This window comes from Polynucleobacter acidiphobus, from assembly GCF_003065385.1.
Classification (GTDB): domain Bacteria; phylum Pseudomonadota; class Gammaproteobacteria; order Burkholderiales; family Burkholderiaceae; genus Polynucleobacter; species Polynucleobacter acidiphobus.
Genome location: NZ_CP023277.1, coordinates 42,514 through 67,787, shown reverse-complemented (window position 1 = coordinate 67,787; position 25,274 = coordinate 42,514). Strand labels below are relative to the sequence as shown.

Here is a 25,274-nt window from a genome sequence, read left to right as displayed (position 1 = left end):
GATTATTTGGCTCCTAACTCTTGCAAACGCTCTAAAAAACGACTGGGAGCCATAAAACCCACTACCCGTAAGGAATTTTGTTCTTCACCAGCACCATTAAAGAACAAAATTGCGGGCGGACCGTACAAACCAAATTGTTTCAGAAGCGCTTGCGTTTGTGGATTGTTGATGGTGACATCGGCTTGTACTAATACAAAACGGCTCATCTCCTTACCAACCTCAGGATTGGTAAAGGTAATGGCCTCCATCTCTTTGCAGGAGATACACCAATCAGCGTAGTAATCGAGCATGACGGGTTTATTGTCAGCCTTAGCTTTTTGCATAATACGCTCGAGCTCTTCACTCGAACGCACAACCTGAAATACCAAATCCGGTGGAATTCGTTTTTCAGTGCGAGTACTTGTTTGAGTTTGATTACCAATTACAACCGACATTGCTGGCCACACAATCCAAATGGCTAAAGCAACCAACAACAAACCAAGTCCGCGCTGCAACCACATCATCCAGGCACCCGTTTGCGGTAAGAAACTTCTAGCACCCAATGCGATGAGCAATAAGGGCAATCCCATCCCTAAGGCCATCACAAATAGTAGACCCCCACCAAGCGCCATCGATCCGGTTTGTGCCACAAAGCCTAAAACACTCGCCAAGGGTGCCGTAATACAAGGGCTTGCAACCAGCGTTGAAATTGCGCCAAGGCTAAAAGCCCCGACAATACTTCCGCCCTTTTGTCGTCCCGCCAATTGATCGACTTTGGTTTGCCATCCTTGGGGCATCTTTAGCTCGTATAAACCAAATAAGCTGCCAGCCAAAAATAATAAAAGGAGAGCAAACAAAATGAGGGCAATGGGACTTTGAAGGGCGCGCTGTACGCCGCTTCCTAATGCCGCTGTTAAAACCCCCGCTAAGGCATATAACAAGGCCATGCCCAAAATGTAGGCCAAAGCAAGATAAGCCGATCGGGTCTTGCTAATTGGGCTACCATCTTGGCGACCTAAAACAATGCTACTCAAAATCGGGAGCATCGGTAATACGCAGGGCGTAAATGCTAGGGCAATCCCAAGAATAAAAAATCCGATCAATAGATAAAACGGCTTAGCATTCTCTAGATAGCTTTTAATCGATGTGACATCATCGCGCCCGCTCCATAAATCAGTGAGGCTAAATGGTTCTGAATTTCTATCCACAGCCCGTATTGGTGCTGCATCACCCTCGGGGATGGGCGCAACTCGAACGCCTGGAGCTGCAATAAAGTATTGATAGGTCATGGGTGGATAGCAAATGCCGCCGTCAGCACAACCTTGCAAATCAATCTCTAGGCGAATACCACTTTGTGGAGATTCTGGCAACCCAATAAGAACTTCGAATGGTTTTGGAAAAATCTCCATTTTTTTTCCAAAGGTCTCATCAAACTTTTCAACGCCTCGGGGGATTTGAATACTCTTGGGAGCACTTGGCTTGTCATTGATGAACAGCCGATATTGCAAGGACTCCTGGTAAATGTAGTAACCCGAAACCGGTCGGTACTCAATAGCAATTTCATTGGTATTGGCAAGCCATGTCGCCTCCACAATAAATGCCTTTTCTGGAGGTAGAAATTCTTTAGCGCTTACTAAATTAGATAATGCGACACTGGACAGGAGAAACAATAAGAGTTGAACTAAGCCATACTGAATTCGCCTCATGGCTTTGTCTCCTCATTCACCCAGCGACCATATGCTTGGGAATATTCAGCTGGTTTTAAGGCGATGATCTCTGGTAACTGATAAGGGTGATGGGCCTTAATAAACGCCTCAATGCCCTTCCATTGGGTCGTTGCTGTTTTGGCACTTAATAGAACTTCGGTGTCATTGCAAACCTTTCCATCCCATCGATAAATCGATTGCACACCCTCCTGAATCTGTACACAGGCTGCGAGACGCTCGTCAATTAATTGCTTTGCCAATAATTTAGCCGCCTCCATCGTTGGCAAAGTCGTGGTCACGATCAGTATCGAATCCATACAAAAGGATGGTTCAAGCAGTGGGTTAAATGAAAAAGCCAGACCGAAGCCTGGCTTTAACTATACCTGATGCTAATTTATGCTGCTGCAGGCTCTTGTTGAGGCGCCTCTTCGACCTCAGGGCGATCGACTAACTCAACCAATGCCATGGGTGCATTGTCACCGTGCCGAAAACCAAATTTCAGAATACGGAGATAACCACCTGGTCGAGTTGCATAACGTGGGCCGAGCTCAGTAAACAGTTTGCTCACCATTTCACGATCGCGCAGACGATTGAATGCCAAACGGCGATTAGCCAAATTGTCTTTCTTACCTAAGGTAATCAAAGGCTCAACCACCATCCGTAATTCTTTTGCCTTTGGCAGGGTTGTTTTGATGACCTCGTGCTCAATCAGCGAGTTCGACATATTGCGCAACATCGCTAAACGATGCGATGAGGTGCGATTTAGTTTGCGTAAGCCATTACCATGACGCATGATGCTTCCTTTCTAATTATTGCCCGAGACTTGCTGGAGGCCAGCTGTCGAGCTTCATCCCAAGACTTAAACCACGGGCTGCTAAAACGTCCTTAATTTCATTCAAAGACTTACGACCTAGGTTAGGTGTCTTGAGTAATTCATTTTCAGTACGCTGAATCAAATCACCGATGTAATAAATATTTTCAGCCTTCAAGCAGTTTGCAGAACGAACGGTCAACTCTAAATCATCAACCGGTCTCATCAACAATGGATCAACCATGGTCGAGCGACTTGGAGCCAACTCACCGCTCACTTGACTGCTCTCTAAGGCGGCAAATACCACCAACTGGTCAACCAAAATACTCGCCGCTTGACGAATCGACTCTTCAGGAGAGATCACGCCATTGGTTTCAATGGTCATCACTAAACGATCTAAATCAGTACGTTGCTCAACACGCGCAGATTCAACCGCATAGCTAACACGATTAATTGGACTAAATGATGCATCTAGCACAATACGGCCGATTAGCTTGGTCGCTTCATCTTGATACTGACGCATATTGCCTGGTACGTATCCACGACCCTTTTCAACCTTGATCTGCATATCGAGCTTACCGCCAGCTGCTAAATGTGCAATAACATGCTCAGGGTTGATGATTTCAACGTCATGTGGAAGATCAATGTCCTTGGCATAAACAACGCCAGGACCTTCTTTACGCAAATTGATGGTTACTTCATCACGGGACTGTAACTTGAAGACAACTCCCTTTAAATTGAGCAGCAAGTTAACAACGTCTTCCTGTACACCATCCAAGGTGGAATACTCGTGAACAACGCCTGCAATGGCCACTTCGGTTGGAGCAAAGCCAACCATGGAAGACAACAAAACACGACGTAATGCATTACCAAGAGTGTGGCCATAGCCACGCTCAAATGGTTCCATCACAACCTTAGCCTGGTTTGCACCGAGTGCTTCAACAGAAATGATTTTTGGTTTAAGCAAATTTGTTTGCATAGATATCTTTTCCTTAAGAGGTGCAGTATTAGCGTGAATACAATTCGACGATCAAACTTTCGTTGATATCACCACTGATTTCATCGCGATCTGGTACTTGTTTAAACGTTCCCTCGAGCTTGCTTGCATCAACGCTGACCCAATTAATTGAACCAACTTGCGAAGCAAGATTTAGTGCTTCTTGAATACGGGTTTGCTTCTTTGCCTTCTCACGAATCGCAATGACATCGCCAGGACGAACCTGCATTGACGGAATATTGACCACTTGGCCATTTACCGTAATTGCTGCATGCGATACCAACTGACGTGCTTCGGCACGGGTTGAACCAAAACCCATGCGATAAACCACATTATCCAAACGGGACTCAAGCAGCTGCAATAAGGTCTCACCAGTATTGCCTTTACGACGCTCAGCTTCAGCAAAGTAGCGACGGAACTGACGCTCGAGTACGCCATAAATCCGCTTTACCTTTTGCTTCTCACGCAACTGATTACCGAAGTCAGAAGTACGAGCACCAGAGGTGCGGCCGTGCTGTCCTGGCTTGCTGTCTAATTTGCACTTGTCCGATAAAGCACGGCGAGCGCTCTTTAAAAATAAGTCGGTACCTTCCCGACGAGATAGTTTGGCTTTAGGGCCTAAATAACGTGCCACGATTTCTTCCTTTCTATGCCTCGATGGTTACCGAGGTGAGTTCGCTGTAACTACCAACGAACGGTGGGCTTATTAAACAATTGCTGGCAAAGCCAGCGGCTTGGTACTGCAAAAATTAGATACGGCGGCGCTTTGGAGGACGGCAACCATTGTGAGGGACCGGAGTCACATCCTGGATCTCAACAATCTTGATGCCCAAAGAGTTCAATGCACGAACTGCAGACTCACGACCAGGACCCGGGCCCTTAATCTGAACCTCTAAATTCTTAATCCCACACTCAATTGCTGCCTTACCAGCCACTTCAGCAGCAACCTGAGCTGCAAATGGCGTTGACTTACGTGAACCCTTAAATCCTTGACCGCCTGATGTTGCCCACGACAAGGCATTTCCTTGACGATCGGTAATGGTCACAATGGTATTGTTAAACGATGCATGCACGTGGGCAATGCCATCAGCGACGTTCTTTTTAACCTTTTTGCGAGCGCGTTGTGCACTTGCGTTTGCGGCGGTTTGTTGTGCTTTTGCCATATCAGTTCCTAATTATTTCTTGAGTGCAACGCCAGCCTTACGGGGGCCTTTGCGGGTACGAGCATTGGTCTTCGTTCTCTGGCCACGCACTGGCAAGCCCTTGCGATGACGAATGCCGCGATAGCAAGCCAAGTCCATTAAACGCTTAATGTTCATGGTGACTTCACGACGCAAATCACCCTCTGTGGTGCGCTTACCCACTTCATCACGAAGCTTTTCTAGCTCAGCATCGGTAAGATCTTTCACTTTCTTATCGATTGCAACACCCGTGTTCTCACAGATCTTGAGAGCTTGTGCTTTACCAATACCGTAGATGGCGGTTAAACCAATCACAGTATGTTGATGATTTGGGATATTTACCCCAGCGATACGTGCCATATAAATTCCTCTACTTAACCGAATTAACCTTGACGCTGCTTATGACGTGGATCGGACGAGCAGATCACACGCACCACGCGCTTACGCTTGATGATTTTGCAATTGCGGCAAATACATTTAACGGATGCCAATACTTTCATCATTCACCTCTTTAATAATCCTTACTTCGCACGGAAGATAATTCTTGCGCGCGTTAAATCGTATGGGGTCATTTCCACAGTTACCTTATCTCCTGGCAGGATTCGGATGTAATGCATCCGCATCTTCCCAGAAATATGACCTAAAACCACATGCCCATTCTCTAACTTCACCCTAAACATGGCATTGGGGAGGTTTTCAACAATTTCCCCCGCCATCTGAATTACATCGTCTTTAGGCATCTTAGAGAGTGGGTCCCATCTTAAAGTTGGCTTTCTTCATCAGAGAGCCGTACTGCTGTTGCATCACAAATGATTGCACTTGAGCCATAAAGTCCATCGCAACCACCACAATAATTAACAACGATGTTCCGCCAAAGTAGAAAGGAACGTTGTATTTCAAAACCAAAAACTCAGGCAATAAGCACACTAAGACCATATAAATTGCACCAGCCAAGGTCAAACGCACCAAAATCTTATCGATGTAGCGAGCAGTTTGATCACCTGGACGAATACCTGGAACAAATGCACCGCTCTTTTTCAGGTTATCAGCCGTATCGCGGCTATTAAAAACCAGCGCGGTATAGAAAAAGCAGAAGAAAATAATGGCAGTGGCATACAAAATGATGTAAACCGGTTGGCCAGGGGCTAAGGTTGCCGCCAAATCTTTAACGATACGACTCACCATATTGGTTGGTTCGCCTGCAGTAAACCAACCGGCAATGGTGGCTGGGAACAAAATAATCGAAGAAGCAAAAATGGGGGGAATAACACCAGCCATATTGAGCTTTAATGGCAAATGGGAAGACTGGCCGCCATAAATCTTATTGCCCACCTGACGTTTGGCATAGTTCACCAGAATACGGCGCTGACCACGCTCTACGAAAACGACAAAATATGTCACTGCAATGACGATCAATACGATAAAAATTGCTGAGAGAATGCTCATGGAGCCAGTGCGGACCAACTCTAAAAGACTGGCCAATGCGCTTGGCAGACCAGAAACAATCCCGGCAAAAATAATGATGGAAATACCATTACCCAAGCCGCGTTCAGTAATTTGCTCACCGAGCCACATTAAAAACATCGTTCCAGTAACAAGCGTTACAACCGTATTGAACTGAAACATGAGACCAGGATCAACAACAAGGCCAGGCTGAGACTCAAGCGCAACGGAAATTCCAATCGCTTGAAAGGTTGCCAAAAACACGGTTGCATAACGGGTATATTGGGTGATCTTACGTTGACCAGCTTGGCCTTCCTTTTTCATCGCCTCGAGCGAAGGAATCACAATGGTCATCAATTGCATGATGATCGATGCCGAGATATACGGCATGATGCCCAAAGCAAACACCGTGAAGCGGGATAAAGCGCCGCCTGAAAACAAATTGAACATTCCCAAAATACCGTCTTTTTGCTCACTAAACAGTTTTGATAACTGATCAGGATCAATACCAGGCACAGGAATGTGAGCACCAATACGGAAGACAACCAACGCCAATACCAAGAAAATCAAGCGGCGACGTAAGTCGCCATACTTGTTTCCAGATGGTGTCAAACTAGAGACGTTAGAGGAACCGAGCGCCATAAATTGCTTTAAACCTCAGCGAGCACCTTGCCGCCAGCAGCCTCGATGGCGGCTTTTGCACCAGCACTTGCAGTCAATCCCTTTAAGGTAACCGCGCGCTTAATTTCACCAGTCTTAATCACTTTGACAGCATTCGTTTGCTCACCAGCAAGACCATGCTGTTTCAAAGCAACCAGATCAACTTCAGCCAAACCAATGCGCTCTAAATCGGCAAGGGTTACTTGACCGACAAAACGACGAGTTAAAGAAATAAAGCCGCGCTTGGGCAAGCGCCGATACATGGGCATTTGACCGCCCTCAAAACCAACTTTATGAAAACCGCCGGAACGCGACTTTTGACCCTTGTGACCGCGACCAGCAGTCTTACCAAGACCCGAACCAATGCCACGGCCGACACGACGACGTGGGCGTTTAGCACCTTCGGCGGGTTTAATCGTATTTAATTGCATTGCTTTACCCGATCACTTTCACAAGGTATGAAACCTTATTAATCATTCCCCGGACCGCCGGGGTATCTTGTAACTCTGAAACTGAGTTCAGGCGACCAAGGCCCAAACCACGAACCGTGGCACGGTGACTCTCGCGCGTACCGATCAAGCTACGTACTAGCTGAAGTTTGACCTTTGAATTTGATTGTGTGTTTGCCATCATTTACTTTCGATTACAGGCGATTAACCCAAAATTTCCTCAACCGACTTTCCGCGCTTCGCAGCAATTTCTGCGGGCGTACTCATCTTGCTCAAACCGTCCAAAGTGGCACGTACCATGTTGTAAGGATTGGTTGAACCAATCGACTTAGCAACTACGTTGGTTACGCCCATCACATCAAAGATCGCGCGCATTGGTCCGCCGGCGATCACACCGGTACCTTCTTTGGCAGGAGAAATCAGAACACGCGACGCACCATGCTGACCAATCACAGAATGCTGCAATGTGCCCTTACGAAGGGGAACCTTAATCATTTTGCGACGAGCTTCGTCCATTGCTTTTTGAACAGCAACTGGAACTTCTTTCGACTTACCTTTGCCCATTCCAATTCGTCCATCGCCATCACCAACGACTGTCAAGGCAGCAAAGCCAAGGATACGGCCGCCCTTCACTACTTTGGTCACGCGATTAACAGCAATCATCTTCTCGCGTAGACCGTCATCGCGCTCTTCAGACTGAATTTTGGTTTGCATTTTTGCCATAATTTTTTCCTAAACCGTTTCTTAGAACTTCAAGCCGGCTTCACGCGCAGCTTCAGCAAGGGCCTTAATACGGCCGTGATAACGATGTCCAGCACGATCAAACGCGACGTTTTCAACGCCAGCCTTCTTTGCACGTTCGGCGATTAATTTGCCAATAGCTTGTGCTGCTTGGCTATTGCCACCATTTTTTACCGAAGTACGCAAATCTTTTTCCATGGTCGAAGCTGCGGCAAGCACCTTGCTACCACATGGGCTATAGACCTGGGCAGAGATATGGCAATTGCTCCGAATCACCGTCAAGCGATGAGCCAATTGCTCAGCAATCTTGATCCGGGTTTGACGCGCACGTCTTTGTCTTGTTTCGTTTTTGTTCATATCGAATCTCGGCTTTACTTAATTACTTCTTCTTGGTTTCTTTAAGGTGAACCACTTCATCAACATAACGCACACCCTTGCCCTTGTATGGCTCTGGGGAACGATAGGCACGCACTTCCGCAGCAACTTGACCAACTTGTTGCTTATTAGCGCCTTTGATAATGATTTCAGTTTGCGAAGGGGTTTCTGCTTTCACGCCAGTGGGTAGCGGATAGTTAATTTCATGCGAGAAGCCCAATTGCAATTTCAAAGAATTACCTTGTGCCTGCGCACGATAGCCCACTCCAACAAGACTTAACTTGCGCTCAAATCCCTGGGTCACACCAACGACCATGTTATTAACCAATGCACGGGTCGTTCCAGACAATGCATTTGCTTCTGGTGAGCTATCTTTAATAGCAACTGTAATAACGCCATCTTTATGCTCAAGACCAACACTAGGATGCAAGGTGTGGGTGAGAGTCCCCAATGGGCCTTTCACAGTTAACAACGCGTTTGCGATACTGATCTCAGCGCCTTTTGGCACTGTAATGGGAGATTTACCAACTCGAGACATCGTTCTCTCCTTAAGCCACGTAGCAAATGACTTCGCCGCCGACGCCGGATGCGCGTGCTTTGCGATCGGTCATCAAACCTTGCGGTGTTGAAATAATGGCAACGCCCAAGCCATTCATGACCTCAGGAATGTCATGGCGTCCCTTGTAAATACGCAAGCTGGGAGTTGAAACTCGCTCAATTCGTTCAATCACAGGACGGCCAGCATAGTATTTGAGATCAATCTTCAATACAGGCTTAGCTGCTTCACCGGTGATTTCAAAACTATCGATATAGCCTTCGTCTTTCAAGACCTTAGCGATAGCTACTTTTAATTTGGACGACGGCATGGTAACCAAGGTTTTCTGCACCGCTTGCGCGTTGCGAATTCTGGTCAACATATCGGCGATTGGATCACTAATACTCATGGGTTCTCCTAAATTCGTTCGCCGCTTACCAGCTGGCCTTGGTTAAACCGGGGATCTCGCCACGGAAAGCAATCTCACGGATCTTGCCGCGTGCCAAACCAAATTTGCGGAAGGTGCCACGTGGACGACCGGTTAATGAACAACGATTACGTTGACGAATAGGGCTCGCATTGCGCGGCAATGATTGCAGCTTTAAACGGGCCTCATAACGCTCCTCGTCGCTGCGGCTTGTGTCGTTAATGATCGACTTAAGCTCTGCGCGCTTGTGCGTGAATTTTGCAACCAACTTAGCGCGTTTTTTCTCACGCTCAATTAAAGATAGTTTTGCCACGTTTGCCTCTTAATTGCGAAATGGAAATTTAAACGCCGCTAACAATGCCTTAGCTTCTTCATCGGTTTTAGCGGAGGTCGTAATACTGATATTGAGACCACGTAATGCATCAATTTTGTCGTACTCAATTTCAGGGAAAATAATTTGCTCTTTAACGCCAATGTTGTAGTTACCCCGGCCATCAAACGCTTTGCCAGAGATTCCACGGAAATCGCGTACCCGAGGTAAAGAAACCGTAATAAAACGATCTAAGAACTCATACATACGAGTACCACGCAGGGTTACCATCGCACCGATGGGATAACCTTGACGAATCTTAAATCCTGCAATCGCCTTGCGCGCTTTTGTGACAACCGGTTTTTGACCAGCAACTTTGGTTAAATCACCAACTGCGTGCTCAATCACTTTTTTATCACTCACGGCCTCACCTAAACCCATGTTGAGGGTAATTTTGGTGATGCGCGGGACTTCCATCACGGACTTATAGCCAAACTGCTGCATCAAGTTTGCAATGACTGTATTTTTGTAATGCTCTTGTAAACGGGTGCTCATAATTTCTCCGAACCTTAAGCGCTAAGCGTCGCGCCAGTGGTTTTTAAATAACGCACTTTTTTGCCATCCACCAACTTAATGCCGACGCGGGATGGCTTACCATTTGCATCAACCAATGCAATGTTAGAAGCAGCAATGGGCATGGTCTTATCAACGGTTCCACCGGTGGTTCCCTCATTAGGATTGGGCTTTACATTCTTTTTGTAAATGTTCACGCCCTCAACCACAAATTTGTTTTCGAGAATTCCGGTAACCGTTCCTTTTTTACCCTTATCACGCCCAGTCAGAACAATCACGGAGTCGCCTTTACGAATCTTTTTCATAGTGACCTCTTTAAATAACTTCAGGGGCAAGAGAAACAATCTTCATGAAACGCTCTGTGCGTAGCTCACGCGTGACTGGTCCAAAAATGCGGGTGCCGATCGGCTCAAGCTTTGCATTAAGCAAAACAGCGGCATTCTCATCAAATTTAATTAAGGAGCCGTCTGGACGACGAACACCTTTCGCAGTCCGAACAACCACTGCGTTATAAATATCGCCTTTTTTAACTCGACCACGAGGAGCGGCAGCCTTTACGCTAACCTTGATCACGTCACCAATATTGGCATAACGGCGCTTTGAGCCGCCCAATACCTTGATGCACAAAACTTCGCTCGCGCCAGTGTTATCGGCGACTTGCAACCTGCTTTCAGTCTGAATCATTTTGTCTAATCCCCAACTTGTACGCCAATGGCGTCAGTCTTGGTTCCGTCTATGAGCCCATCGCATTGCTGCAACATGGCTCGGATTTAATAAAAATTACTTATAAATCAACAACTTAATAAAACTATATGTTTCCGTCATTTAGCATGTTTGATAACGGAAAGCCTTTGATTCTACTACAAAAAACTGTGTTTTGACAATCTCTTGTCAAAATTTCAACTTAAATTCCTTTGGAAGCCTCAACCAATCGGGTCACTACCCAGGCCTTCGTTTTAGCCATTGGCTTGCCTTCAGTAATTTCCACGGTGTCACCCATCTTGTACTGATTGGTCTCATCATGTGCGTGATACTTTTTTGACTTACCAACGTATTTACCAATTACAGGGTGCTTCACTTGACGCTCAACTTGAACAGTCACCGTTTTTTGCATCTTGTCGCTAACGACTCGACCAACCAGGGTGCGGCGCAAGGGTTTGGAGATTTCTGTCATATCTCGATCCTAATTATTTCTGAATAGTCTTTTGGGTGATAAAGGTTTTAACGCGAGCAATATCACGCTTCACCTGTCCCAATTGACTGGTATTTTGAAGTTGCTGAGTTGCTTTTTGCATCCGCAGCTTGAAATGGGTTTTTAGCAATTCAGATAGCTCTTGATTAAGAGCACCTAAATCTTTACTTTGCAGTTCTTTGCTTTTCATGATGGATTCCTGATTAAGCGCCGATTTGACGAATCACAAACGTGGTTTGAATAGGCAGCTTGGATGCGGCTAGACGGAATGCCTCTCTTGCAAGAGTTTCATCAACACCGTCCATTTCGTACAAAACCTTACCTGGCTGAATCTCGGCTACGTAGTATTCAGGGTTACCTTTTCCGTTACCCATACGCACTTCAGCGGGCTTTTGTGAAATTGGCTTGTCTGGGAAAATGCGGATCCAGATTCTTCCACCGCGCTTGATGTGACGGGTCATTGCACGACGCGCAGATTCAATTTGACGCGCCGTTAAACGACCGCGGCCAACCGCCTTCAAACCAAAATCACCGAAGGCAACCGAACTGCCACGTGTTGCGACACCAGTGTTGCGACCTTTTTGTTCTTTACGATATTTGCGACGCTTTGGTTGCAGCATGCTTACTCTCCTGCCTTCTTCGTTTCTGTGCTGGCGGTGGCTTTACGAACCCGCTTTACAGTGGGCTTCACCGCTGGCTTCTCTTCACCGGGCTTCGCTGAGGAATCAGCGCCGGCTGCGCGACGCACAGTCTTTGCTGGTGCGCGACGTGGTTTTTTCTCTTCAGCAACTGGGGCTTCTGGTGCCGCATTTTGAGTCAATTGCGCGTCTGCGCCACGACCTAAGGTGTCGCCCTTATAAACCCAGACTTTAACGCCAATAATGCCGTATGTTGTTTCTGCCTCTGAAGTAGCGTAATCAATATCCGCTTTCAAAGTATGGAGTGGAACGCGGCCCTCGCGATACCATTCGCGGCGCGCAATTTCAGCGCCATTCAAACGGCCAGAGGACATAATCTTGATGCCCTGAGCACCAAGACGCATGGCACTTTGCATCGCACGCTTCATGGCACGACGGAACATAATGCGCTTTTCAAGCTGCTGAGTGATCGAGTCCGCAATCAACTGAGCATCCACTTCGGGCTTACGAATCTCTTCAATATTGACATGAACCGGAACGCCCATCCGTTTTTGCAATTCTTTACGGAGAACCTCAATATCCTCACCCTTCTTACCAATCACGACGCCAGGACGCGAACTAAAAATGGTGATTCGTGCGTTCTTAGCAGGACGCTCAATTAAAACCTTGCTAACAGAAGCATTCTTTAGCTTCTTCTTCAAGTAATTACGAACCTCAACATCCTCTTTAAGCATGTTGGCAAAATCATTGCTATTGGCATACCAACGGGATGTCCAGTTACGGCTTACCGATAGACGAAATCCATTTGGATTAATTTTTTGGCCCATGTCTTTCCTTAATTACTCAAGGTCACGCTAATGTGACAACTTTGTTTCTCAATACGGTTACCGCGGCCTTTGGCGCGAGCAGTAAAACGCTTTAATGACGTTGCTTTATCAACAATCACAGCGGACACTTTGAGCTCATCAATGTCGGCACCTTTATTGTGCTCAGCATTAGCGATGGCGGATTCAACCACCTTCTTCATGATGAAAGCAGCTTTTTTGGGGCTGAAATTCAAAATGTTCATAGCGCGAGAAATCGGCAAACCACGAATTTGATCTGCCACTAAACGTGTTTTTTGGGCAGAAATTCGTGCGCCGCGGTGAATAGCTTTAACTTCCATCATCATCCCCTTACTTCTTCACTACTTTCTTGTCGGCAGAGTGTCCTTTGAACGTGCGTGTCAAAGCAAACTCACCAAGCTTGTGTCCAACCATGTTTTCAGAAACATAGACTGGAACGTGCTGTTTACCGTTGTGAACAGCAATGGTTAATCCAATGAAGTCAGGAAGAATGGTCGAACGACGTGACCATGTCTTAATTGGCTTCTTATCTTTATTGGCCTGAGCGGTCTCAACCTTTTTTACAAGGCTAGCATCGCAGAAAGGACCTTTTTTCGCAGAACGAGTCATTTATCTATTCCTTATCCATTAACGCTTTTGACGACGCTGAACAATCATGGTCGTTGTACGTTTATTGCGACGGGTACGATAGCCCTTCGTTGGGGTTCCCCATGGAGAGACTGGTACACGGCCTTCACCGGTTCGGCCTTCGCCACCACCATGTGGGTGGTCGATTGGGTTCATAGCTACACCGCGAACTGTTGGGCGAATACCGCGCCAACGGGTTGCACCTGCTTTACCAATCTGACGCAAGCTATGCTCTTCATTGCCAACTTCACCAATGGTGGCACGGCAATCGATCAAAATACGACGTACTTCACCGGAGCGCAAACGAACTTGGCCATACACACCTTCGCGTGCTAACAAAACTGCTGAACTACCAGCGGAGCGGGCGATTTGCGCACCCTTTCCAGGCAACATCTCTACACAATGGATCGTGCTACCAATTGGAATATTACGAATCGGTAAATTATTTCCTGCTTTGATCGGAGCCTCAGCACCGTTCATTACCTGCTGTCCAACCGTCATCCCCTTGGACGCAATGATGTAACGACGCTCACCGTCCGCAAAGACCAGGAGAGCAATATTCGCACTACGGTTTGGATCGTATTCTAGGCGCTCTACCTTAGCGGCGATACCATCTTTATCGTTGCGCTTAAAGTCAACCATGCGGTAGTGATGCTTATGACCACCGCCCTTATGACGAGTTGTAATGTGGCCATTATTGTTACGACCAGCTTTTTGGAACTGGGGCTCAACCAATGCTGCGAAAGGCTTGCCTTTGTGCAGATCAGGATTGACCACCTTTACCATTGAACGACGACCTGGTGAGGTCGGTTTAGTTTTCATGAGCGGCATAATTAATTTGCCTCCGCTTCAAAGTTAATTTCTTGACCAGGCTTCAGATTGACATAGGCCTTCTTGGCGTGATCGCGTCGACCCTCAAATCGGCCAAAGCGCTTTGGCTTACCTTTTTGATTAACGATTTGCACAGACTCCACTTGAACTTTGAAAAGCAATTCAACCGCTTGCTTCACATCGAGCTTGTTTGCATCGCGCGCAACTTGGAAAATCACTTGCTCATTCTTTTCAGCCACCATCGTTGCTTTTTCAGAAACAATGGGTCCAAGCAAAATCTGCATGAGACGATGATCGTTTTTACGTGTTTGGCTCATTTCAGCAACTCCTCCATCTTGGCGATCGCTGCCTTGCTCACCAATACTTTTTGAAACTGAACTAATGACAAGGGATCTGCATGTTGAGGCTCAACCACAGCAACTTTATGCAAATTGCGGGAAGCAAGATAAAGATTCTCGCTCACCTCATCCAAAATAATTAACACGGACTCAAGACCCATGCCCTTGACTTTTTCAGCCAACAACTTTGTCTTGGGCGCATCCAAATTAAATTGGTCAACGACATTTAAACGACCTTCGCGCGCTAACTGAGAAAGGATCGAGCGCATACCAGCGCGATACATTTTCTTGTTGACCTTATGCGAGAAATTTTCTTCTGGGGAGTTCGGGAATATCCGACCGCCTCCGCGCCACAATGGCGAAGAGCTCATACCAGCACGAGCACGGCCAGTACCTTTTTGACGCCATGGTTTTTTCGTACTGTGCTTAACTTGCTCACGATCCTTCTGGGCACGATTACCACTTCGCGCATTCGCCTGATAAGCAACGACGATTTGATGAACCAAGGCTTCGTTGTACTCACGCTCAAATACTTCGGGTGAGGCTTGCACACCAGCGCCTAGCTGACCGTTATCTTGGAGAAGTTTGAGTTCCATGTCTTCTCCTTATTTCTTGGCTACAGCTTTAACAGCTGGAGTAACAAGTACTTTTCCACCAGGAGCACCAGGTATAGCGCCCTTGACCATAATTAGATTGCGCTCTGCATCAATGCGAGCAATCACGAGATTTTGAACGGTACGGGTTACATCACCCAAATGACCGGTCATGCGCTTACCAGGAAAAACGCGGCCTGGATCTTGCGCCATACCAATAGAACCTGGAACATTATGTGAACGAGAGTTACCATGGCTCGCACGACCTGACGCAAAGTGATAGCGCTTAATCGTTCCAGCGTAGCCCTTACCGATCGTAACGCCTTGCACATCCACCTTTTGACCGGCGGCAAAAACATCAACACCGACAACTTGGCCAGGCTTCATCTCGGCCAATTTTTCAGCATCCACATGAAATTCATTTAAGGCATTGCCAGCCATCACACCTGCTTTTGCAAAGTGTCCGGCCATCGCCTTGGTCACGCGGCTAGCGCGGCGTGTTCCGTGAGCCAACTGAACGGCATCATAGCCATCCGCTGCCTGGGTTTTTACTTGAGCAACCCGGTTATCGCTCACATCAATCACGGTGACAGGAATTGCTTCCCCTTCATCCGTAAACAGACGGGTCATGCCGACCTTACGGCCGATCAAGCCTAAGCTCATATTCTTACTCCAATGCTGACTTCGATTGGTCAGCGGAAATTTAATTTAACCTGTTTAAATAAAAATATTTATATAAAACAAGCACTTACAATTTATATACTACAAAATATGCTTTTCAAAACTACGAAAAGCCTTCAATTCTAGCCTAAAAAGGCAAAACTAACAAACTTTTGCGCAATCTAGCTTACTGCAGCTTGATTTCAACATCCACGCCAGCAGGCAAATCCAACTTCATCAGGGCGTCTACCGTTTTCTCGGTAGGATCGACAATATCCATCAAACGGAGGTGCGTACGGATCTCCATCTGATCCCGTGAAGTCTTGTTCACATGGGGAGAACGTAACAAATCAAAACGCTCAATGCGGGTTGGCAAAGGAATTGGGCCCTTGACAACTGCGCCAGTGCGCTTCGCAGTATCGACAATCTCGGCGGCGGATTGGTCGATCAATCGATAATCAAATGCCTTCAAACGAATTCTAATTTTCTGGTTTTGCATAGTTATTCCAAAGAGCAGTGCGGTGCTGCCGCGTTAATCATCCAACTAAAGAGCAAGGGAATATCTGCAGCACAAATATTCCCAATCGTGCAAAACAATTAAGCCAAAATCTTCGCAACCACACCCGCACCGACGGTACGACCGCCTTCACGGATTGCAAAGCGCAAGCCCTCTTCCATCGCGATGGGGGCAATGAGCTTCACGGTGATGGTGACGTTATCGCCAGGCATCACCATCTCTTTGTCCTTTGGCAACTCAATCGAGCCAGTGACATCGGTGGTACGGAAGTAAAACTGAGGACGGTAGTTGTTAAAGAAGGGGGTGTGACGACCGCCTTCATCTTTGGACAACACATAAACCTCAGCGGTAAAGTGGGTGTGGGGAGTAATCGAGCCGGGCTTGGCTAATACTTGGCCACGCTCGACTTCCTCGCGCTTAGTACCGCGCAAGAGGATACCGACGTTATCACCGGCTTGACCTTGGTCGAGCAGTTTACGGAACATCTCGACGCCAGTGCAGGTGGTCTTCAGCGTTGGCTTAATACCCACGATCTCAATCTCTTCACCGACTTTTACAATGCCGCGCTCGACACGACCGGTCACCACGGTGCCACGACCGGAGATCGAGAACACGTCTTCGACTGGCATCAAGAATGCGCCATCAATCGCACGCTCAGGATTGGGGATATAGCTATCTAAGGCTTCGGCAAGCTTCATGATGGCGCCTTCGCCCAACTCACCCTTGTCGCCTTCTAAGGCGAGCTTGGCAGAGCCCTTGACGATGGGGGTATCGTCGCCTGGGAACTCGTACTTGGAGAGCAGCTCACGCACTTCCATCTCTACGAGCTCTAAGAGTTCAGCGTCATCCACCATATCGCATTTGTTCATAAACACGATGATGTAAGGCACGCCCACTTGGCGGGCCAAGAGGATGTGCTCACGGGTTTGGGGCATCGGACCATCGGCAGCCGAGACCACCAAAATAGCGCCGTCCATCTGGGCAGCACCGGTAATCATGTTCTTCACATAGTCGGCGTGGCCTGGGCAATCGACGTGGGCGTAGTGACGGTTCTTGGTCTCGTACTCAACGTGGGCGGTATTAATCGTAATACCACGGGCCTTCTCTTCAGGAGCCGCATCGATCTGATCGTAGGCTTTTGCTTCGCCACCAAAGAGCTTGGAGAGCACGGTGGTGATTGCTGCAGTTAAGGTGGTCTTACCGTGGTCGACGTGACCAATGGTGCCAACGTTCACATGGGGTTTAGTCCGTTCAAATTTTTCTTTTGCCATTTTGGGTGCCTTTTATTTAGCTAATCAATGTTCAAAAAATTACTTTGCTTTTGCCGCAATGACAGCATCAGCGACGTTCTTCGGTGCTTCTGAGTAATGCTTAAATTCCATGGTGTATGTGGCGCGGCCTTGCGTTAATGAGCGCAAGCCGGTTGAGTATCCAAACATTTCTGCAAGGGGAACCTCAGCGCGCACAATCTTGCCGCCACCAGGGATGTCATCCATGCCCTGCATAATGCCGCGACGAGACGATAAATCACCCATGACGTTACCCATGAAATCTTCAGGAGTCTCAACTTCTACTGCCATCATTGGCTCAAGCAGAACTGGAGTTGCTTTACGCATACCATCCTTGAATGCCATCGAGGCCGCCATTTTGAATGCGTTCTCATTCGAGTCAACATCGTGGTAGGAACCAAAGAACAGCGTTGCCTTTACGTCTACGACTGGGTAGCCAGCAAGGACTCCAGCATTGAGTGTTTCAACGATACCCTTTTCAACAGCAGGGATGTATTCACGTGGAACGACACCGCCTTTGATTGCATCGACAAACTCAAAGCCCTTACCTGGATCTTGTGGCTCAAGTTTCAATACCACGTGACCATACTGACCACGGCCACCCGATTGCTTAACAAACTTGCCTTCGATTTCATCACAAACCTTACGAATCGTTTCGCGATAAGCAACTTGTGGTTTACCAACCGTTGCCTCAACGCCGAACTCGCGTTTCATGCGATCAACAATAATTTCAAGGTGCAACTCGCCCATTCCAGAAATAATGGTCTGGCCAGACTCTTCATCGGTCTTCACGCGGAACGATGGGTCTTCTTGTGCAAGGCGATTGAGAGCTAAGCCCATCTTCTCTTGGTCAGCCTTGGTTTTTGGCTCAACAGCCTGAGAAATAACAGGCTCTGGGAACACCATACGCTCTAAAATCAAAATATTATCTGGGTCGCAAAGGGTTTCGCCAGTGGTGGCTTCTTTTAAACCAACTGCAGCGGCGATATCGCCAGCACGAACTTCCTTAATTTCTTCGCGTTGATTAGCGTGCATCTGTAAAAGACGACCAATCCGCTCCTTCTTACCCTTGATGGGGTTGTAAATGGTGTCACCAGAATTTACAACGCCAGAGTAAACGCGGAAGAAAATTAACTGGCCCACAAATGGATCGGTCATGATCTTAAATGCGAGTGCCGAGAACTTTTCATCGTCACTGGCTTTACGACTGGTTTCACTACCGTCTTCTTTTTCGCCTTTGACCGGAGGAATATCAACGGGCGAGGGCAAGAAATCAACAACCGCATCCAACATTGCTTGAACGCCTTTATTTTTGAAAGCGCTGCCACAAAGCATCGGAACGATTTCACCAGCGATGGTCCGTTGACGGAGTGCCTTCTTGATGTCTTCCTCTGTCAGGGTTTCGCCGCCAAGGTACTTGTCCATCATTTCCTCAGAGCTCTCAGCCGCAGCCTCAAGCATTTTCTCGCGCCACTCTTCAGCGGTTTCTTTCAATTCAGCAGGGATATCACCGTACTCAAACTTAGTTCCCTGAGAAGCATCATCCCAAATGATGGCTTTCATCTTGATCAAGTCAATCACGCCCTGGAAATTTTCTTCAGCACCAATTGGAACCTGGATCGGAATCGGGTTTGCCTTTAGGCGCGATCTCATCTGGTCGTAGACCTTAAAGAAGTTAGCACCGGTACGATCCATTTTGTTCACAAAGGCTAAACGTGGCACTTTGTATTTATTCGCTTGACGCCAAACGGTCTCAGACTGCGGCTGAACTCCGCCCACCGCACAGTAAACCATGCAAGCGCCATCCAATACACGCATTGAGCGCTCCACCTCAATCGTGAAGTCAACGTGCCCTGGCGTATCAATGATGTTGATACGATGCTCTGGATAATTTCCGGCCATGCCTTTCCAGAAGGCGGTGGTAGCAGCTGAGGTGATGGTAATCCCACGCTCTTGCTCTTGCTCCATCCAGTCCATCGTGGCAGCGCCATCATGAACTTCGCCAATTTTGTGATTTACGCCGGTATAAAACAACACGCGTTCTGTCGTAGTTGTTTTGCCAGCATCAATGTGTGCAGAGATACCAATATTTCGATAGCGCTCAATGGGGGTTTTACGTGCCACTTTTTCCTCTTTCGGTTAGAGCGTTAGAAACGGAAATGCGAGAAGGCTTTGTTGGCTTCAGCCATACGATGAACCTCTTCACGCTTCTTCATTGCGCCGCCACGACCTTCAGCGGCTTCTAGTAATTCGTTTGCCAAACGCTGTGCCATAGATTTCTCACCACGCTTCTTGGCAGCCTCTCTTAGCCAACGCATTGCCAATGCAGATCGACGCGATGGACGAACTTCAACGGGCACCTGATAGTTGGCGCCGCCAACCCGGCGACTTTTGACTTCAACCATGGGTTTTACATTTCCCATGGCAGTCGAGAAAATCTCGAGGGGCTCTTTATTGGCTTTTTTCTCAATGTGTTCAAAGGCACCATAGACGATGCGCTCTGCAACGGACTTTTTGCCGTCAAGCATTAAGACGTTCATGAACTTAGCAACTTCCACATTCCCAAATTTTGGGTCAGGAAGAATTTCCCGTTTCGGGACTTCGCGACGACGCGGCATAACAACTCCTATCTATTCAGTTAGGGAACATTCCCTTAGTTACTTAACAACTTCGATAAAAAGCGAAGTAACCACTTACTTGCCAAAATGGCCTTTACTACAAAACTACTACCTTAAATTACGCTTTCTTAGCGCGCTTTGCACCATACTTGGAACGCGCTTGCTTACGGTCTTTAACGCCCTGCAAGTCAAGAGATCCGCGAACAATGTGATAACGCACGCCAGGCAAATCCTTCACACGACCGCCGCGAATCAGCACAACTGAGTGTTCCTGGAGGTTATGGCCTTCACCGCCGATATATGAGATCACCTCAAACCCATTGGTTAAGCGCACCTTAGCTACTTTACGCAATGCCGAATTTGGCTTCTTTGGCGTCGTTGTGTAAACACGGGTGCAAACACCGCGGCGCTGGGGGCTATTCTGCAACGCTGGGCTTTTGCTCTTGATCACTAGTCGTGAGCGCGGCTTACGCAGCAGCTGATTAATTGTTGGCATAAATTTATACTCGCTTATTACTTTTATCTTTAAAATCAATAACTTATGAATTTAGACCGCTATTCTCTTAAGTAATTGATTTTCTTATGAATCAGTAGAACTCAGCATTCTAGCTTGACCAGCCCTTCCCGTCAACTTCTTGGGTAAAGACTGGTCAATGCTGAATACCACCCTTAACTTTGCTCGGCCTCACCTTCAGGCGTCGCTGCAGCCTCAACTTGCTCCACTACATCGCCGGCCTCCAAAGCCAAAGCCTCCTCGGCAGCAATCATCTGAGCACGATCGCGCTCAAACTGCTCACGTACTTTTCTCGCGCGACGATAGGCCAAGCCAGTTCCAGCAGGAATCAAACGCCCAATAATGACGTTTTCCTTGAGGCCTCTTAGGGTATCAACTTTGCCCATAATGGCTGCCTCAGTTAATACACGAGTGGTCTCTTGGAAGGATGCCGCTGAAATAAAGCTGTCGGTTGACAAGGATGCCTTGGTAATTCCGAGCAGAATGTTCTCGAACTGAGCGGGTTGCTTACCTTCTGCAATCACACGATCATTCTCGTCATAAAGCTTGGAACGCTCCACTTGCTCACCAGTAATGAAGTTGGTGTCGCCAGGATTGGTGATCTGAACACGACGCAACATTTGACGCACGATTACTTCAATATGCTTGTCATTAATCTTTACGCCCTGAAGTCGATAAACGTCCTGAACCTCATCGACGATATAGATCGCCAATTCTTCAATTCCTTTGAGATGCAAAATATCGTGTGGATCTGCAGGACCCTCCACAATCATTTCGCCCTTGTTCACAACTTGGCCGTCATGAACTAGAACTTGCTTCTCTTTTGGAATGAGGAACTCGCTGCTCTCACCGTCCATATCGGTAATGACCAAGCGCTGTTTACCTTTAGTCTCTTTACCAAAGGAAACCGTTCCAGTCACCTTGGCCAAAATAGCAGCATCTTTCGGTGAACGCGCCTCGAAAAGCTCAGCAACTCGTGGCAAGCCGCCTGTAATGTCGCGTGTCTTTTGTGACTCAATTGGAATACGCGCCAATACCTCACCAACCTCGATCTTCTGGCCATCTTTTACGGTGATCAATGCGCCGACTTGAAGACCGATCGTTACAGGATGATCAGTACCGGCAATCTTGGTTTGATTTCCCTGCTCATCGAGCAACTGGATTACGGGACGCAAACCTTTGCTAGCAGCTGAACGGCGCTTACCATCGATCACCACCAAAGTTGATAAGCCCGTGACTTCATCAACTTGCTTGGCAACGGTGACGCCCTCTTCAACATTCTCAAAGCGTGCAATGCCTGCATACTCAGAAATAATTGGGCGAGTTAATGGGTCCCAGGTTGCAATACTGGTACCGGCTTTTACGCTTGCGCCCTCTTTCACGAGCAAGGTCGCTCCGTACGGAATCTTGTGACGCTCGCGCTCGCGACCGTTGTCATCCAAGACCAAGGCCTCGCCTGAACGAGATATCACCACTGGCTCGCCCTTAGCGTTGGTTACAAATCGCATGGTGGAAGAGAACTTCAATGAACCGTTCGACTTCACCTCAACATTACTTGCAACCAATGCACGTGATGCGGCACCGCCAATGTGGAAAGTACGCATCGTTAACTGGGTGCCGGGCTCACCAATCGACTGAGCCGCGATTACTCCAACCGCCTCACCTACGTTAACGAGGCCGCCACGGCCTAGATCACGTCCATAGCACTTAGCACATAGTCCATAGCGCGTCTCACAGGTTAAAACAGTACGGACCTTGACTTCATCAATACCTAAATCAACGATTTGATCGACATGGTCTTCTTCAAGCAAGGTATCGTGGGGAACAATAACCTCTTGAGTATCTGGATGCAAGATATCGCCAATGCATACGCGACCTAAAATGCGATCGCGCAGGGCTTCAATAATTTCACCACCCTCCACCAAAGCACGCATCGTTACACCATTGCTTGCGCCGCAATCCTCTTCAACCACAACCAGATCTTGCGTCACATCGCACAAGCGACGCGTCAAGTAGCCGGAGTTTGCGGTCTTCAACGCGGTATCCGCAAGACCCTTACGTGCGCCGTGAGTGGAGATGAAGTACTGCAACACATTCAAGCCTTCACGGAAGTTCGCTGTAATCGGTGTTTCAATGATTGAGCCGTCGGGCTTCGCCATCAATCCACGCATACCAGCAAGCTGACGAATCTGTGCTGCCGAACCACGCGCTCCAGAATCAGCCATCATGTAAATGGAGTTGAAGGACTCCTGGCGTACCGGCTTGCCGTTGCGATCAGTTACATCAACATGCGACAACTCGTCCATCATCGCCTTGCCAACCTGATCACCAGCGGCACCCCAAATATCAACCACGTTGTTATAACGCTCTTGATTGGTTACCAAGCCTGACATAAATTGCTTGTCATACTCTTTCACTTTGCCGGCAGCTTCGTTAATGATTCCGTCTTTCGAGCTTGGAATCAGCATGTCGTCGATCGCAATCGAGATGCCTGCCTTGGTTGCTAAACGGAAACCTGCCTGCAACAAACGATCCGCAAAAATTACGGTTTCACGCAAGCCGCACTTACGGAAGGAAGTATTAATAAGTCGTGAGATTTCTTTTTTCTTCAGCGGCTTATTAATTTCAGCAAATGCCATGCCTTTTGGCAAAATTTCAGACAAAATTGCACGGCCTACCGACGTATGCTGAACCGATGTCTTGGCAACAAAGCGCTCATCGCCCTCGGCATTTTTGTTAACTACTTCATATTCAGTGACGCGTACTGCAATCCGCGATGCAAGCTCAACGGTTCCAGCCTCATACGCCCGAATCACTTCAGGGATATCAGCAAATACCATGCCTTCACCCTTACCATTAATCTTGTCGCGCGTTGCGTAATACAAACCTAGCACCACGTCTTGAGACGGGACAATCGATGGCTCGCCGTTAGCGGGGAACAATACGTTGTTCGACGCCAACATTAAGGTGCGGGCTTCCATTTGCGCCTCAAGTGAGAGTGGGACGTGAACCGCCATTTGGTCGCCGTCAAAGTCGGCATTGAACGCAGCACAAACTAAGGGATGCAACTGAATCGCTTTACCCTCAATTAACATTGGCTCAAACGCCTGAATACCAAGACGATGCAAAGTCGGGGCACGATTTAACAGAATCGGATGCTCCCGAATCACCTCTTCCAAAATATCCCAAACGATTGGGGTTTGGCTTTCCACTTCTTTCTTGGCAGCCTTGATGGTGGTTGCAATACCAAGTGTCTCGAGCTTATTAAAAATAAATGGCTTAAATAACTCCAATGCCATCAACTTTGGCAAGCCGCACTGATGCAACTTCAGCGTTGGGCCCACTACGATCACAGAACGACCCGAGTAGTCAACGCGCTTACCTAACAAGTTCTGACGGAAACGGCCACTCTTACCTTTAATCATCTCAGCAAGCGACTTCAACGGACGCTTATTCGCACCCGTCATTGCTTTACCGCGACGACCGTTATCCAATAAGGAGTCAACCGCCTCTTGCAACATGCGTTTTTCATTACGAACAATAATCTCGGGGGCACGCAGCTCTAAAAGGCGGCGCAAACGATTATTACGATTAATGACGCGACGATAAAGGTCGTTCAAATCGGAGGTTGCAAAACGACCACCATCCAATGGCACCAAAGGACGCAGCTCAGGAGGCAATACTGGCAAAACCTCCATGATCATCCAGTCAGGCTTGATGCCCGAGCTTTGGAAGGCCTCTAATACTTTGAGACGCTTGGCGTACTTTTTAATCTTGGCATCACTACCAGTAGCCTTCAACTCTGAACGAATTGTCTCGACTTCGCGATCGATATTAATAGTACGCAGTAGCTCCCGAATACCTTCGGCGCCCATGATGGCAGTAAAGGCGCCTTCGCCAAACTCTTCCACCTTAGCGTTGTACTCATCCTCGGACATAATTTGACCACGCTTCATTGCACCCTCAGGTGTTAAACCTGGATCAACAACGACGTATGCTTCAAAGTAGAGAACGCGCTCAATATCACGCAAGGTCATGTCTAAAACCATTCCCAAGCGGGATGGCAGAGACTTCAGAAACCAAATGTGCGCAACCGGAGCAGCCAGTTCAATGTGTCCCATGCGCTCACGGCGCACTTTGGCTAAAGTGACCTCAACGCCGCACTTTTCACAAATAACACCGCGGAACTTGAGGCGCTTGTACTTGCCGCACAAGCACTCATAGTCTTTAATCGGCCCAAAGATCTTGGCACAAAAGAGCCCATCTCTCTCTGGTTTGAACGTGCGGTAATTAATCGTCTCAGGCTTTCGAACTTCTCCGAAAGACCACGAACGAATTTTCTCGGGAGAGGCTAAGCCAATTTTGATGGCGTCAAACTGCTCCTCACCAGAGGTTTGCTTAAATAAATCGAGCAATGCTTTCATA

Annotated in this window: 36 protein-coding genes; all 36 read right to left on the bottom strand. The window is 47.7% G+C overall.

The genetic code is table 11. From position 1 onward, the window contains the following. Window positions 1–2 precede the first annotated feature (2 nt). The 36 genes from dsbD to rpoC all read right to left on the bottom strand — a co-directional run bounded on the left by dsbD (window position 3) and on the right by rpoC (window position 25,273). A complete protein-coding gene (gene dsbD, locus AOC32_RS00410) occupies window positions 3–1,685 on the bottom strand; it encodes a protein-disulfide reductase DsbD (protein WP_108507608.1) in 1,683 nt (560 codons plus the stop codon). Next, window positions 1,682–2,002, bottom strand: a complete 321-nt coding sequence (cutA, locus tag AOC32_RS00405) for a divalent-cation tolerance protein CutA (RefSeq protein WP_108507607.1) — start codon at window positions 2,000–2,002, stop codon at window positions 1,682–1,684. The genes dsbD and cutA overlap by 4 nt, the downstream gene beginning before the upstream one ends. Before the next feature lie 77 nt (window positions 2,003–2,079). Continuing rightward, on the bottom strand, window positions 2,080–2,478 hold the full coding sequence (gene rplQ, locus AOC32_RS00400) for a 50S ribosomal protein L17 (protein ID WP_108507606.1): 399 nt from the start codon (window positions 2,476–2,478) through the stop codon (window positions 2,080–2,082). Between the two features lie 16 nt (window positions 2,479–2,494). Next, entirely contained in the window at window positions 2,495–3,475 is a 981-nt protein-coding gene (locus AOC32_RS00395; RefSeq protein WP_108507605.1) for a DNA-directed RNA polymerase subunit alpha, read from the bottom strand. 28 nt (window positions 3,476–3,503) lie between these two features. Then, the gene (gene rpsD / locus AOC32_RS00390) at window positions 3,504–4,127 is read right to left on the bottom strand and encodes a 30S ribosomal protein S4 (protein ID WP_108507604.1); all 624 of its coding nucleotides are present in this window, start codon (window positions 4,125–4,127) and stop codon (window positions 3,504–3,506) included. A 115-nt stretch (window positions 4,128–4,242) separates the two neighbouring features. Next, window positions 4,243–4,656, bottom strand: coding sequence for a 30S ribosomal protein S11 (gene rpsK / locus AOC32_RS00385; RefSeq protein ID WP_108507603.1), 414 nt, complete (start codon window positions 4,654–4,656; stop codon window positions 4,243–4,245). A gap of 12 nt (window positions 4,657–4,668) precedes the next feature. Further along, window positions 4,669–5,034: a 30S ribosomal protein S13 gene (gene rpsM, locus AOC32_RS00380; protein WP_108507602.1), complete on the bottom strand. Its 366-nt coding sequence runs from the start codon at window positions 5,032–5,034 to the stop codon at window positions 4,669–4,671. Window positions 5,035–5,057: 23 nt separating this feature from the next. After that, window positions 5,058–5,174 (bottom strand): 50S ribosomal protein L36, encoded by a 117-nt coding sequence (gene rpmJ / locus AOC32_RS00375; protein WP_096673338.1) that lies wholly within the window; start codon window positions 5,172–5,174, stop codon window positions 5,058–5,060. Window positions 5,175–5,195: 21 nt separating this feature from the next. Next, the gene (infA, locus tag AOC32_RS00370; protein ID WP_108507601.1) at window positions 5,196–5,414 is read right to left on the bottom strand and encodes a translation initiation factor IF-1; all 219 of its coding nucleotides are present in this window, start codon (window positions 5,412–5,414) and stop codon (window positions 5,196–5,198) included. A gap of 1 nt (window position 5,415) precedes the next feature. Continuing rightward, window positions 5,416–6,759: a preprotein translocase subunit SecY gene (gene secY, locus AOC32_RS00365; protein WP_108507600.1), complete on the bottom strand. Its 1,344-nt coding sequence runs from the start codon at window positions 6,757–6,759 to the stop codon at window positions 5,416–5,418. 8 nt (window positions 6,760–6,767) lie between these two features. Further along, window positions 6,768–7,208, bottom strand: coding sequence for a 50S ribosomal protein L15 (gene rplO / locus AOC32_RS00360; RefSeq protein ID WP_108507599.1), 441 nt, complete (start codon window positions 7,206–7,208; stop codon window positions 6,768–6,770). A gap of 4 nt (window positions 7,209–7,212) precedes the next feature. Beyond that, a complete protein-coding gene (gene rpmD, locus AOC32_RS00355) occupies window positions 7,213–7,407 on the bottom strand; it encodes a 50S ribosomal protein L30 (protein ID WP_108509267.1) in 195 nt (64 codons plus the stop codon). A gap of 23 nt (window positions 7,408–7,430) precedes the next feature. After that, the gene (rpsE, locus tag AOC32_RS00350; RefSeq protein ID WP_108507598.1) at window positions 7,431–7,949 is read right to left on the bottom strand and encodes a 30S ribosomal protein S5; all 519 of its coding nucleotides are present in this window, start codon (window positions 7,947–7,949) and stop codon (window positions 7,431–7,433) included. Window positions 7,950–7,970: 21 nt separating this feature from the next. After that, entirely contained in the window at window positions 7,971–8,324 is a 354-nt protein-coding gene (gene rplR, locus AOC32_RS00345) for a 50S ribosomal protein L18 (protein ID WP_108507597.1), read from the bottom strand. Window positions 8,325–8,346: 22 nt separating this feature from the next. Next, window positions 8,347–8,880, bottom strand: coding sequence for a 50S ribosomal protein L6 (rplF, locus tag AOC32_RS00340; protein WP_108507596.1), 534 nt, complete (start codon window positions 8,878–8,880; stop codon window positions 8,347–8,349). 10 nt (window positions 8,881–8,890) lie between these two features. After that, complete coding sequence (gene rpsH / locus AOC32_RS00335) at window positions 8,891–9,286, bottom strand: 30S ribosomal protein S8 (protein WP_108507595.1); 396 nt, start codon at window positions 9,284–9,286, stop codon at window positions 8,891–8,893. A 25-nt stretch (window positions 9,287–9,311) separates the two neighbouring features. Beyond that, a complete protein-coding gene (gene rpsN / locus AOC32_RS00330) occupies window positions 9,312–9,617 on the bottom strand; it encodes a 30S ribosomal protein S14 (RefSeq protein ID WP_108507594.1) in 306 nt (101 codons plus the stop codon). A gap of 9 nt (window positions 9,618–9,626) precedes the next feature. Beyond that, a complete protein-coding gene (rplE, locus tag AOC32_RS00325) occupies window positions 9,627–10,169 on the bottom strand; it encodes a 50S ribosomal protein L5 (RefSeq protein WP_108507593.1) in 543 nt (180 codons plus the stop codon). A gap of 14 nt (window positions 10,170–10,183) precedes the next feature. Continuing rightward, window positions 10,184–10,492, bottom strand: coding sequence for a 50S ribosomal protein L24 (gene rplX / locus AOC32_RS00320; RefSeq protein WP_108507592.1), 309 nt, complete (start codon window positions 10,490–10,492; stop codon window positions 10,184–10,186). Window positions 10,493–10,502: 10 nt separating this feature from the next. After that, a complete protein-coding gene (rplN, locus tag AOC32_RS00315; protein ID WP_108507591.1) occupies window positions 10,503–10,871 on the bottom strand; it encodes a 50S ribosomal protein L14 in 369 nt (122 codons plus the stop codon). A 220-nt stretch (window positions 10,872–11,091) separates the two neighbouring features. Beyond that, a complete protein-coding gene (rpsQ, locus tag AOC32_RS00310) occupies window positions 11,092–11,361 on the bottom strand; it encodes a 30S ribosomal protein S17 (RefSeq protein ID WP_108507590.1) in 270 nt (89 codons plus the stop codon). A 13-nt stretch (window positions 11,362–11,374) separates the two neighbouring features. Further along, window positions 11,375–11,569, bottom strand: a complete 195-nt coding sequence (rpmC, locus tag AOC32_RS00305; RefSeq protein ID WP_108507589.1) for a 50S ribosomal protein L29 — start codon at window positions 11,567–11,569, stop codon at window positions 11,375–11,377. 13 nt (window positions 11,570–11,582) lie between these two features. Then, on the bottom strand, window positions 11,583–11,999 hold the full coding sequence (gene rplP, locus AOC32_RS00300; protein ID WP_108507588.1) for a 50S ribosomal protein L16: 417 nt from the start codon (window positions 11,997–11,999) through the stop codon (window positions 11,583–11,585). 2 nt (window positions 12,000–12,001) lie between these two features. Further along, a complete protein-coding gene (gene rpsC, locus AOC32_RS00295) occupies window positions 12,002–12,844 on the bottom strand; it encodes a 30S ribosomal protein S3 (RefSeq protein WP_108507587.1) in 843 nt (280 codons plus the stop codon). A gap of 8 nt (window positions 12,845–12,852) precedes the next feature. Then, window positions 12,853–13,185 carry a 50S ribosomal protein L22 gene (gene rplV / locus AOC32_RS00290; RefSeq protein ID WP_199908528.1) on the bottom strand — a complete coding sequence of 111 codons (333 nt, stop codon included), beginning with the start codon at window positions 13,183–13,185 and terminating at the stop codon, window positions 12,853–12,855. 7 nt (window positions 13,186–13,192) lie between these two features. Beyond that, a complete protein-coding gene (gene rpsS / locus AOC32_RS00285; protein WP_108507586.1) occupies window positions 13,193–13,471 on the bottom strand; it encodes a 30S ribosomal protein S19 in 279 nt (92 codons plus the stop codon). Window positions 13,472–13,489: 18 nt separating this feature from the next. Beyond that, window positions 13,490–14,320, bottom strand: coding sequence for a 50S ribosomal protein L2 (rplB, locus tag AOC32_RS00280; protein WP_108507585.1), 831 nt, complete (start codon window positions 14,318–14,320; stop codon window positions 13,490–13,492). A gap of 2 nt (window positions 14,321–14,322) precedes the next feature. Further along, window positions 14,323–14,637, bottom strand: coding sequence for a 50S ribosomal protein L23 (gene rplW / locus AOC32_RS00275; RefSeq protein WP_108507584.1), 315 nt, complete (start codon window positions 14,635–14,637; stop codon window positions 14,323–14,325). After that, window positions 14,634–15,254: a 50S ribosomal protein L4 gene (gene rplD / locus AOC32_RS00270; RefSeq protein WP_108507583.1), complete on the bottom strand. Its 621-nt coding sequence runs from the start codon at window positions 15,252–15,254 to the stop codon at window positions 14,634–14,636. The genes rplW and rplD overlap by 4 nt, the downstream gene beginning before the upstream one ends. A 9-nt stretch (window positions 15,255–15,263) precedes the next feature. After that, window positions 15,264–15,914 (bottom strand): 50S ribosomal protein L3, encoded by a 651-nt coding sequence (gene rplC, locus AOC32_RS00265; RefSeq protein ID WP_108507582.1) that lies wholly within the window; start codon window positions 15,912–15,914, stop codon window positions 15,264–15,266. Between the two features lie 184 nt (window positions 15,915–16,098). Further along, window positions 16,099–16,410, bottom strand: a complete 312-nt coding sequence (gene rpsJ / locus AOC32_RS00260; RefSeq protein ID WP_108507581.1) for a 30S ribosomal protein S10 — start codon at window positions 16,408–16,410, stop codon at window positions 16,099–16,101. A gap of 98 nt (window positions 16,411–16,508) precedes the next feature. Further along, window positions 16,509–17,699: an elongation factor Tu gene (gene tuf / locus AOC32_RS00255; RefSeq protein WP_108507569.1), complete on the bottom strand. Its 1,191-nt coding sequence runs from the start codon at window positions 17,697–17,699 to the stop codon at window positions 16,509–16,511. A gap of 39 nt (window positions 17,700–17,738) precedes the next feature. After that, complete coding sequence (gene fusA, locus AOC32_RS00250; protein WP_108507580.1) at window positions 17,739–19,841, bottom strand: elongation factor G; 2,103 nt, start codon at window positions 19,839–19,841, stop codon at window positions 17,739–17,741. Between the two features lie 23 nt (window positions 19,842–19,864). Next, window positions 19,865–20,335, bottom strand: coding sequence for a 30S ribosomal protein S7 (gene rpsG / locus AOC32_RS00245; protein ID WP_108507579.1), 471 nt, complete (start codon window positions 20,333–20,335; stop codon window positions 19,865–19,867). Window positions 20,336–20,453: 118 nt separating this feature from the next. Then, window positions 20,454–20,831, bottom strand: a complete 378-nt coding sequence (gene rpsL / locus AOC32_RS00240) for a 30S ribosomal protein S12 (RefSeq protein ID WP_108507578.1) — start codon at window positions 20,829–20,831, stop codon at window positions 20,454–20,456. 173 nt (window positions 20,832–21,004) lie between these two features. Continuing rightward, window positions 21,005–25,273 carry a DNA-directed RNA polymerase subunit beta' gene (gene rpoC / locus AOC32_RS00235; RefSeq protein WP_108507577.1) on the bottom strand — a complete coding sequence of 1,423 codons (4,269 nt, stop codon included), beginning with the start codon at window positions 25,271–25,273 and terminating at the stop codon, window positions 21,005–21,007. Window position 25,274: the final 1 nt, after the last annotated feature.

Excerpts from the sequence above, each read along its gene's own strand:
- rpmC (WP_108507589.1), bottom strand. The coding sequence starts at position 11,569 with ATGAAAAGCAAAGAACTGCAAAGTAAAGATTTAGGTGCTCTTAATCAA.
- secY (WP_108507600.1), bottom strand. The coding sequence starts at position 6,759 with ATGGCGCTCGGTTCCTCTAACGTCTCTAGTTTGACACCATCTGGAAAC.
- rpsS (WP_108507586.1), bottom strand. The coding sequence starts at position 13,471 with ATGACTCGTTCTGCGAAAAAAGGTCCTTTCTGCGATGCTAGCCTTGTA.
- rplC (WP_108507582.1), bottom strand. The coding sequence starts at position 15,914 with ATGAGCTTAGGCTTGATCGGCCGTAAGGTCGGCATGACCCGTCTGTTT.
- rplV (WP_199908528.1), bottom strand. The coding sequence starts at position 13,185 with ATGATGGAAGTTAAAGCTATTCACCGCGGCGCACGAATTTCTGCCCAA.
- rplX (WP_108507592.1), bottom strand. The coding sequence starts at position 10,492 with ATGAAAAAGATTCGTAAAGGCGACTCCGTGATTGTTCTGACTGGGCGT.
- rpsE (WP_108507598.1), bottom strand. The coding sequence starts at position 7,949 with ATGGCAAAAATGCAAACCAAAATTCAGTCTGAAGAGCGCGATGACGGT.
- rplP (WP_108507588.1), bottom strand. The coding sequence starts at position 11,999 with ATGCTGCAACCAAAGCGTCGCAAATATCGTAAAGAACAAAAAGGTCGC.
- rplW (WP_108507584.1), bottom strand. The coding sequence starts at position 14,637 with ATGAGCCAAACACGTAAAAACGATCATCGTCTCATGCAGATTTTGCTT.
- rpoC (WP_108507577.1), bottom strand. The coding sequence starts at position 25,273 with ATGAAAGCATTGCTCGATTTATTTAAGCAAACCTCTGGTGAGGAGCAG.
- AOC32_RS00395 (WP_108507605.1), bottom strand. The coding sequence starts at position 3,475 with ATGCAAACAAATTTGCTTAAACCAAAAATCATTTCTGTTGAAGCACTC.
- rpsM (WP_108507602.1), bottom strand. The coding sequence starts at position 5,034 with ATGGCACGTATCGCTGGGGTAAATATCCCAAATCATCAACATACTGTG.
- rpsG (WP_108507579.1), bottom strand. The coding sequence starts at position 20,335 with ATGCCGCGTCGTCGCGAAGTCCCGAAACGGGAAATTCTTCCTGACCCA.
- rplD (WP_108507583.1), bottom strand. The coding sequence starts at position 15,254 with ATGGAACTCAAACTTCTCCAAGATAACGGTCAGCTAGGCGCTGGTGTG.
- cutA (WP_108507607.1), bottom strand. The coding sequence starts at position 2,002 with ATGGATTCGATACTGATCGTGACCACGACTTTGCCAACGATGGAGGCG.
- rpmD (WP_108509267.1), bottom strand. The coding sequence starts at position 7,407 with ATGGCAAACACACAATCAAATTCAAAGGTCAAACTTCAGCTAGTACGT.
- rplQ (WP_108507606.1), bottom strand. The coding sequence starts at position 2,478 with ATGCGTCATGGTAATGGCTTACGCAAACTAAATCGCACCTCATCGCAT.
- rpmJ (WP_096673338.1), bottom strand. The coding sequence starts at position 5,174 with ATGAAAGTATTGGCATCCGTTAAATGTATTTGCCGCAATTGCAAAATC.
- rpsL (WP_108507578.1), bottom strand. The coding sequence starts at position 20,831 with ATGCCAACAATTAATCAGCTGCTGCGTAAGCCGCGCTCACGACTAGTG.
- rpsQ (WP_108507590.1), bottom strand. The coding sequence starts at position 11,361 with ATGACAGAAATCTCCAAACCCTTGCGCCGCACCCTGGTTGGTCGAGTC.
- rpsK (WP_108507603.1), bottom strand. The coding sequence starts at position 4,656 with ATGGCAAAAGCACAACAAACCGCCGCAAACGCAAGTGCACAACGCGCT.
- rpsH (WP_108507595.1), bottom strand. The coding sequence starts at position 9,286 with ATGAGTATTAGTGATCCAATCGCCGATATGTTGACCAGAATTCGCAAC.
- dsbD (WP_108507608.1), bottom strand. The coding sequence starts at position 1,685 with ATGAGGCGAATTCAGTATGGCTTAGTTCAACTCTTATTGTTTCTCCTG.
- rplR (WP_108507597.1), bottom strand. The coding sequence starts at position 8,324 with ATGAACAAAAACGAAACAAGACAAAGACGTGCGCGTCAAACCCGGATC.
- rplN (WP_108507591.1), bottom strand. The coding sequence starts at position 10,871 with ATGATTCAGACTGAAAGCAGGTTGCAAGTCGCCGATAACACTGGCGCG.
- infA (WP_108507601.1), bottom strand. The coding sequence starts at position 5,414 with ATGCCTAAAGACGATGTAATTCAGATGGCGGGGGAAATTGTTGAAAAC.
- rplO (WP_108507599.1), bottom strand. The coding sequence starts at position 7,208 with ATGCAATTAAATACGATTAAACCCGCCGAAGGTGCTAAACGCCCACGT.
- rpsC (WP_108507587.1), bottom strand. The coding sequence starts at position 12,844 with ATGGGCCAAAAAATTAATCCAAATGGATTTCGTCTATCGGTAAGCCGT.
- rplE (WP_108507593.1), bottom strand. The coding sequence starts at position 10,169 with ATGAGCACCCGTTTACAAGAGCATTACAAAAATACAGTCATTGCAAAC.
- rplF (WP_108507596.1), bottom strand. The coding sequence starts at position 8,880 with ATGTCTCGAGTTGGTAAATCTCCCATTACAGTGCCAAAAGGCGCTGAG.
- rplB (WP_108507585.1), bottom strand. The coding sequence starts at position 14,320 with ATGCCGCTCATGAAAACTAAACCGACCTCACCAGGTCGTCGTTCAATG.
- rpsJ (WP_108507581.1), bottom strand. The coding sequence starts at position 16,410 with ATGCAAAACCAGAAAATTAGAATTCGTTTGAAGGCATTTGATTATCGA.
- tuf (WP_108507569.1), bottom strand. The coding sequence starts at position 17,699 with ATGGCAAAAGAAAAATTTGAACGGACTAAACCCCATGTGAACGTTGGC.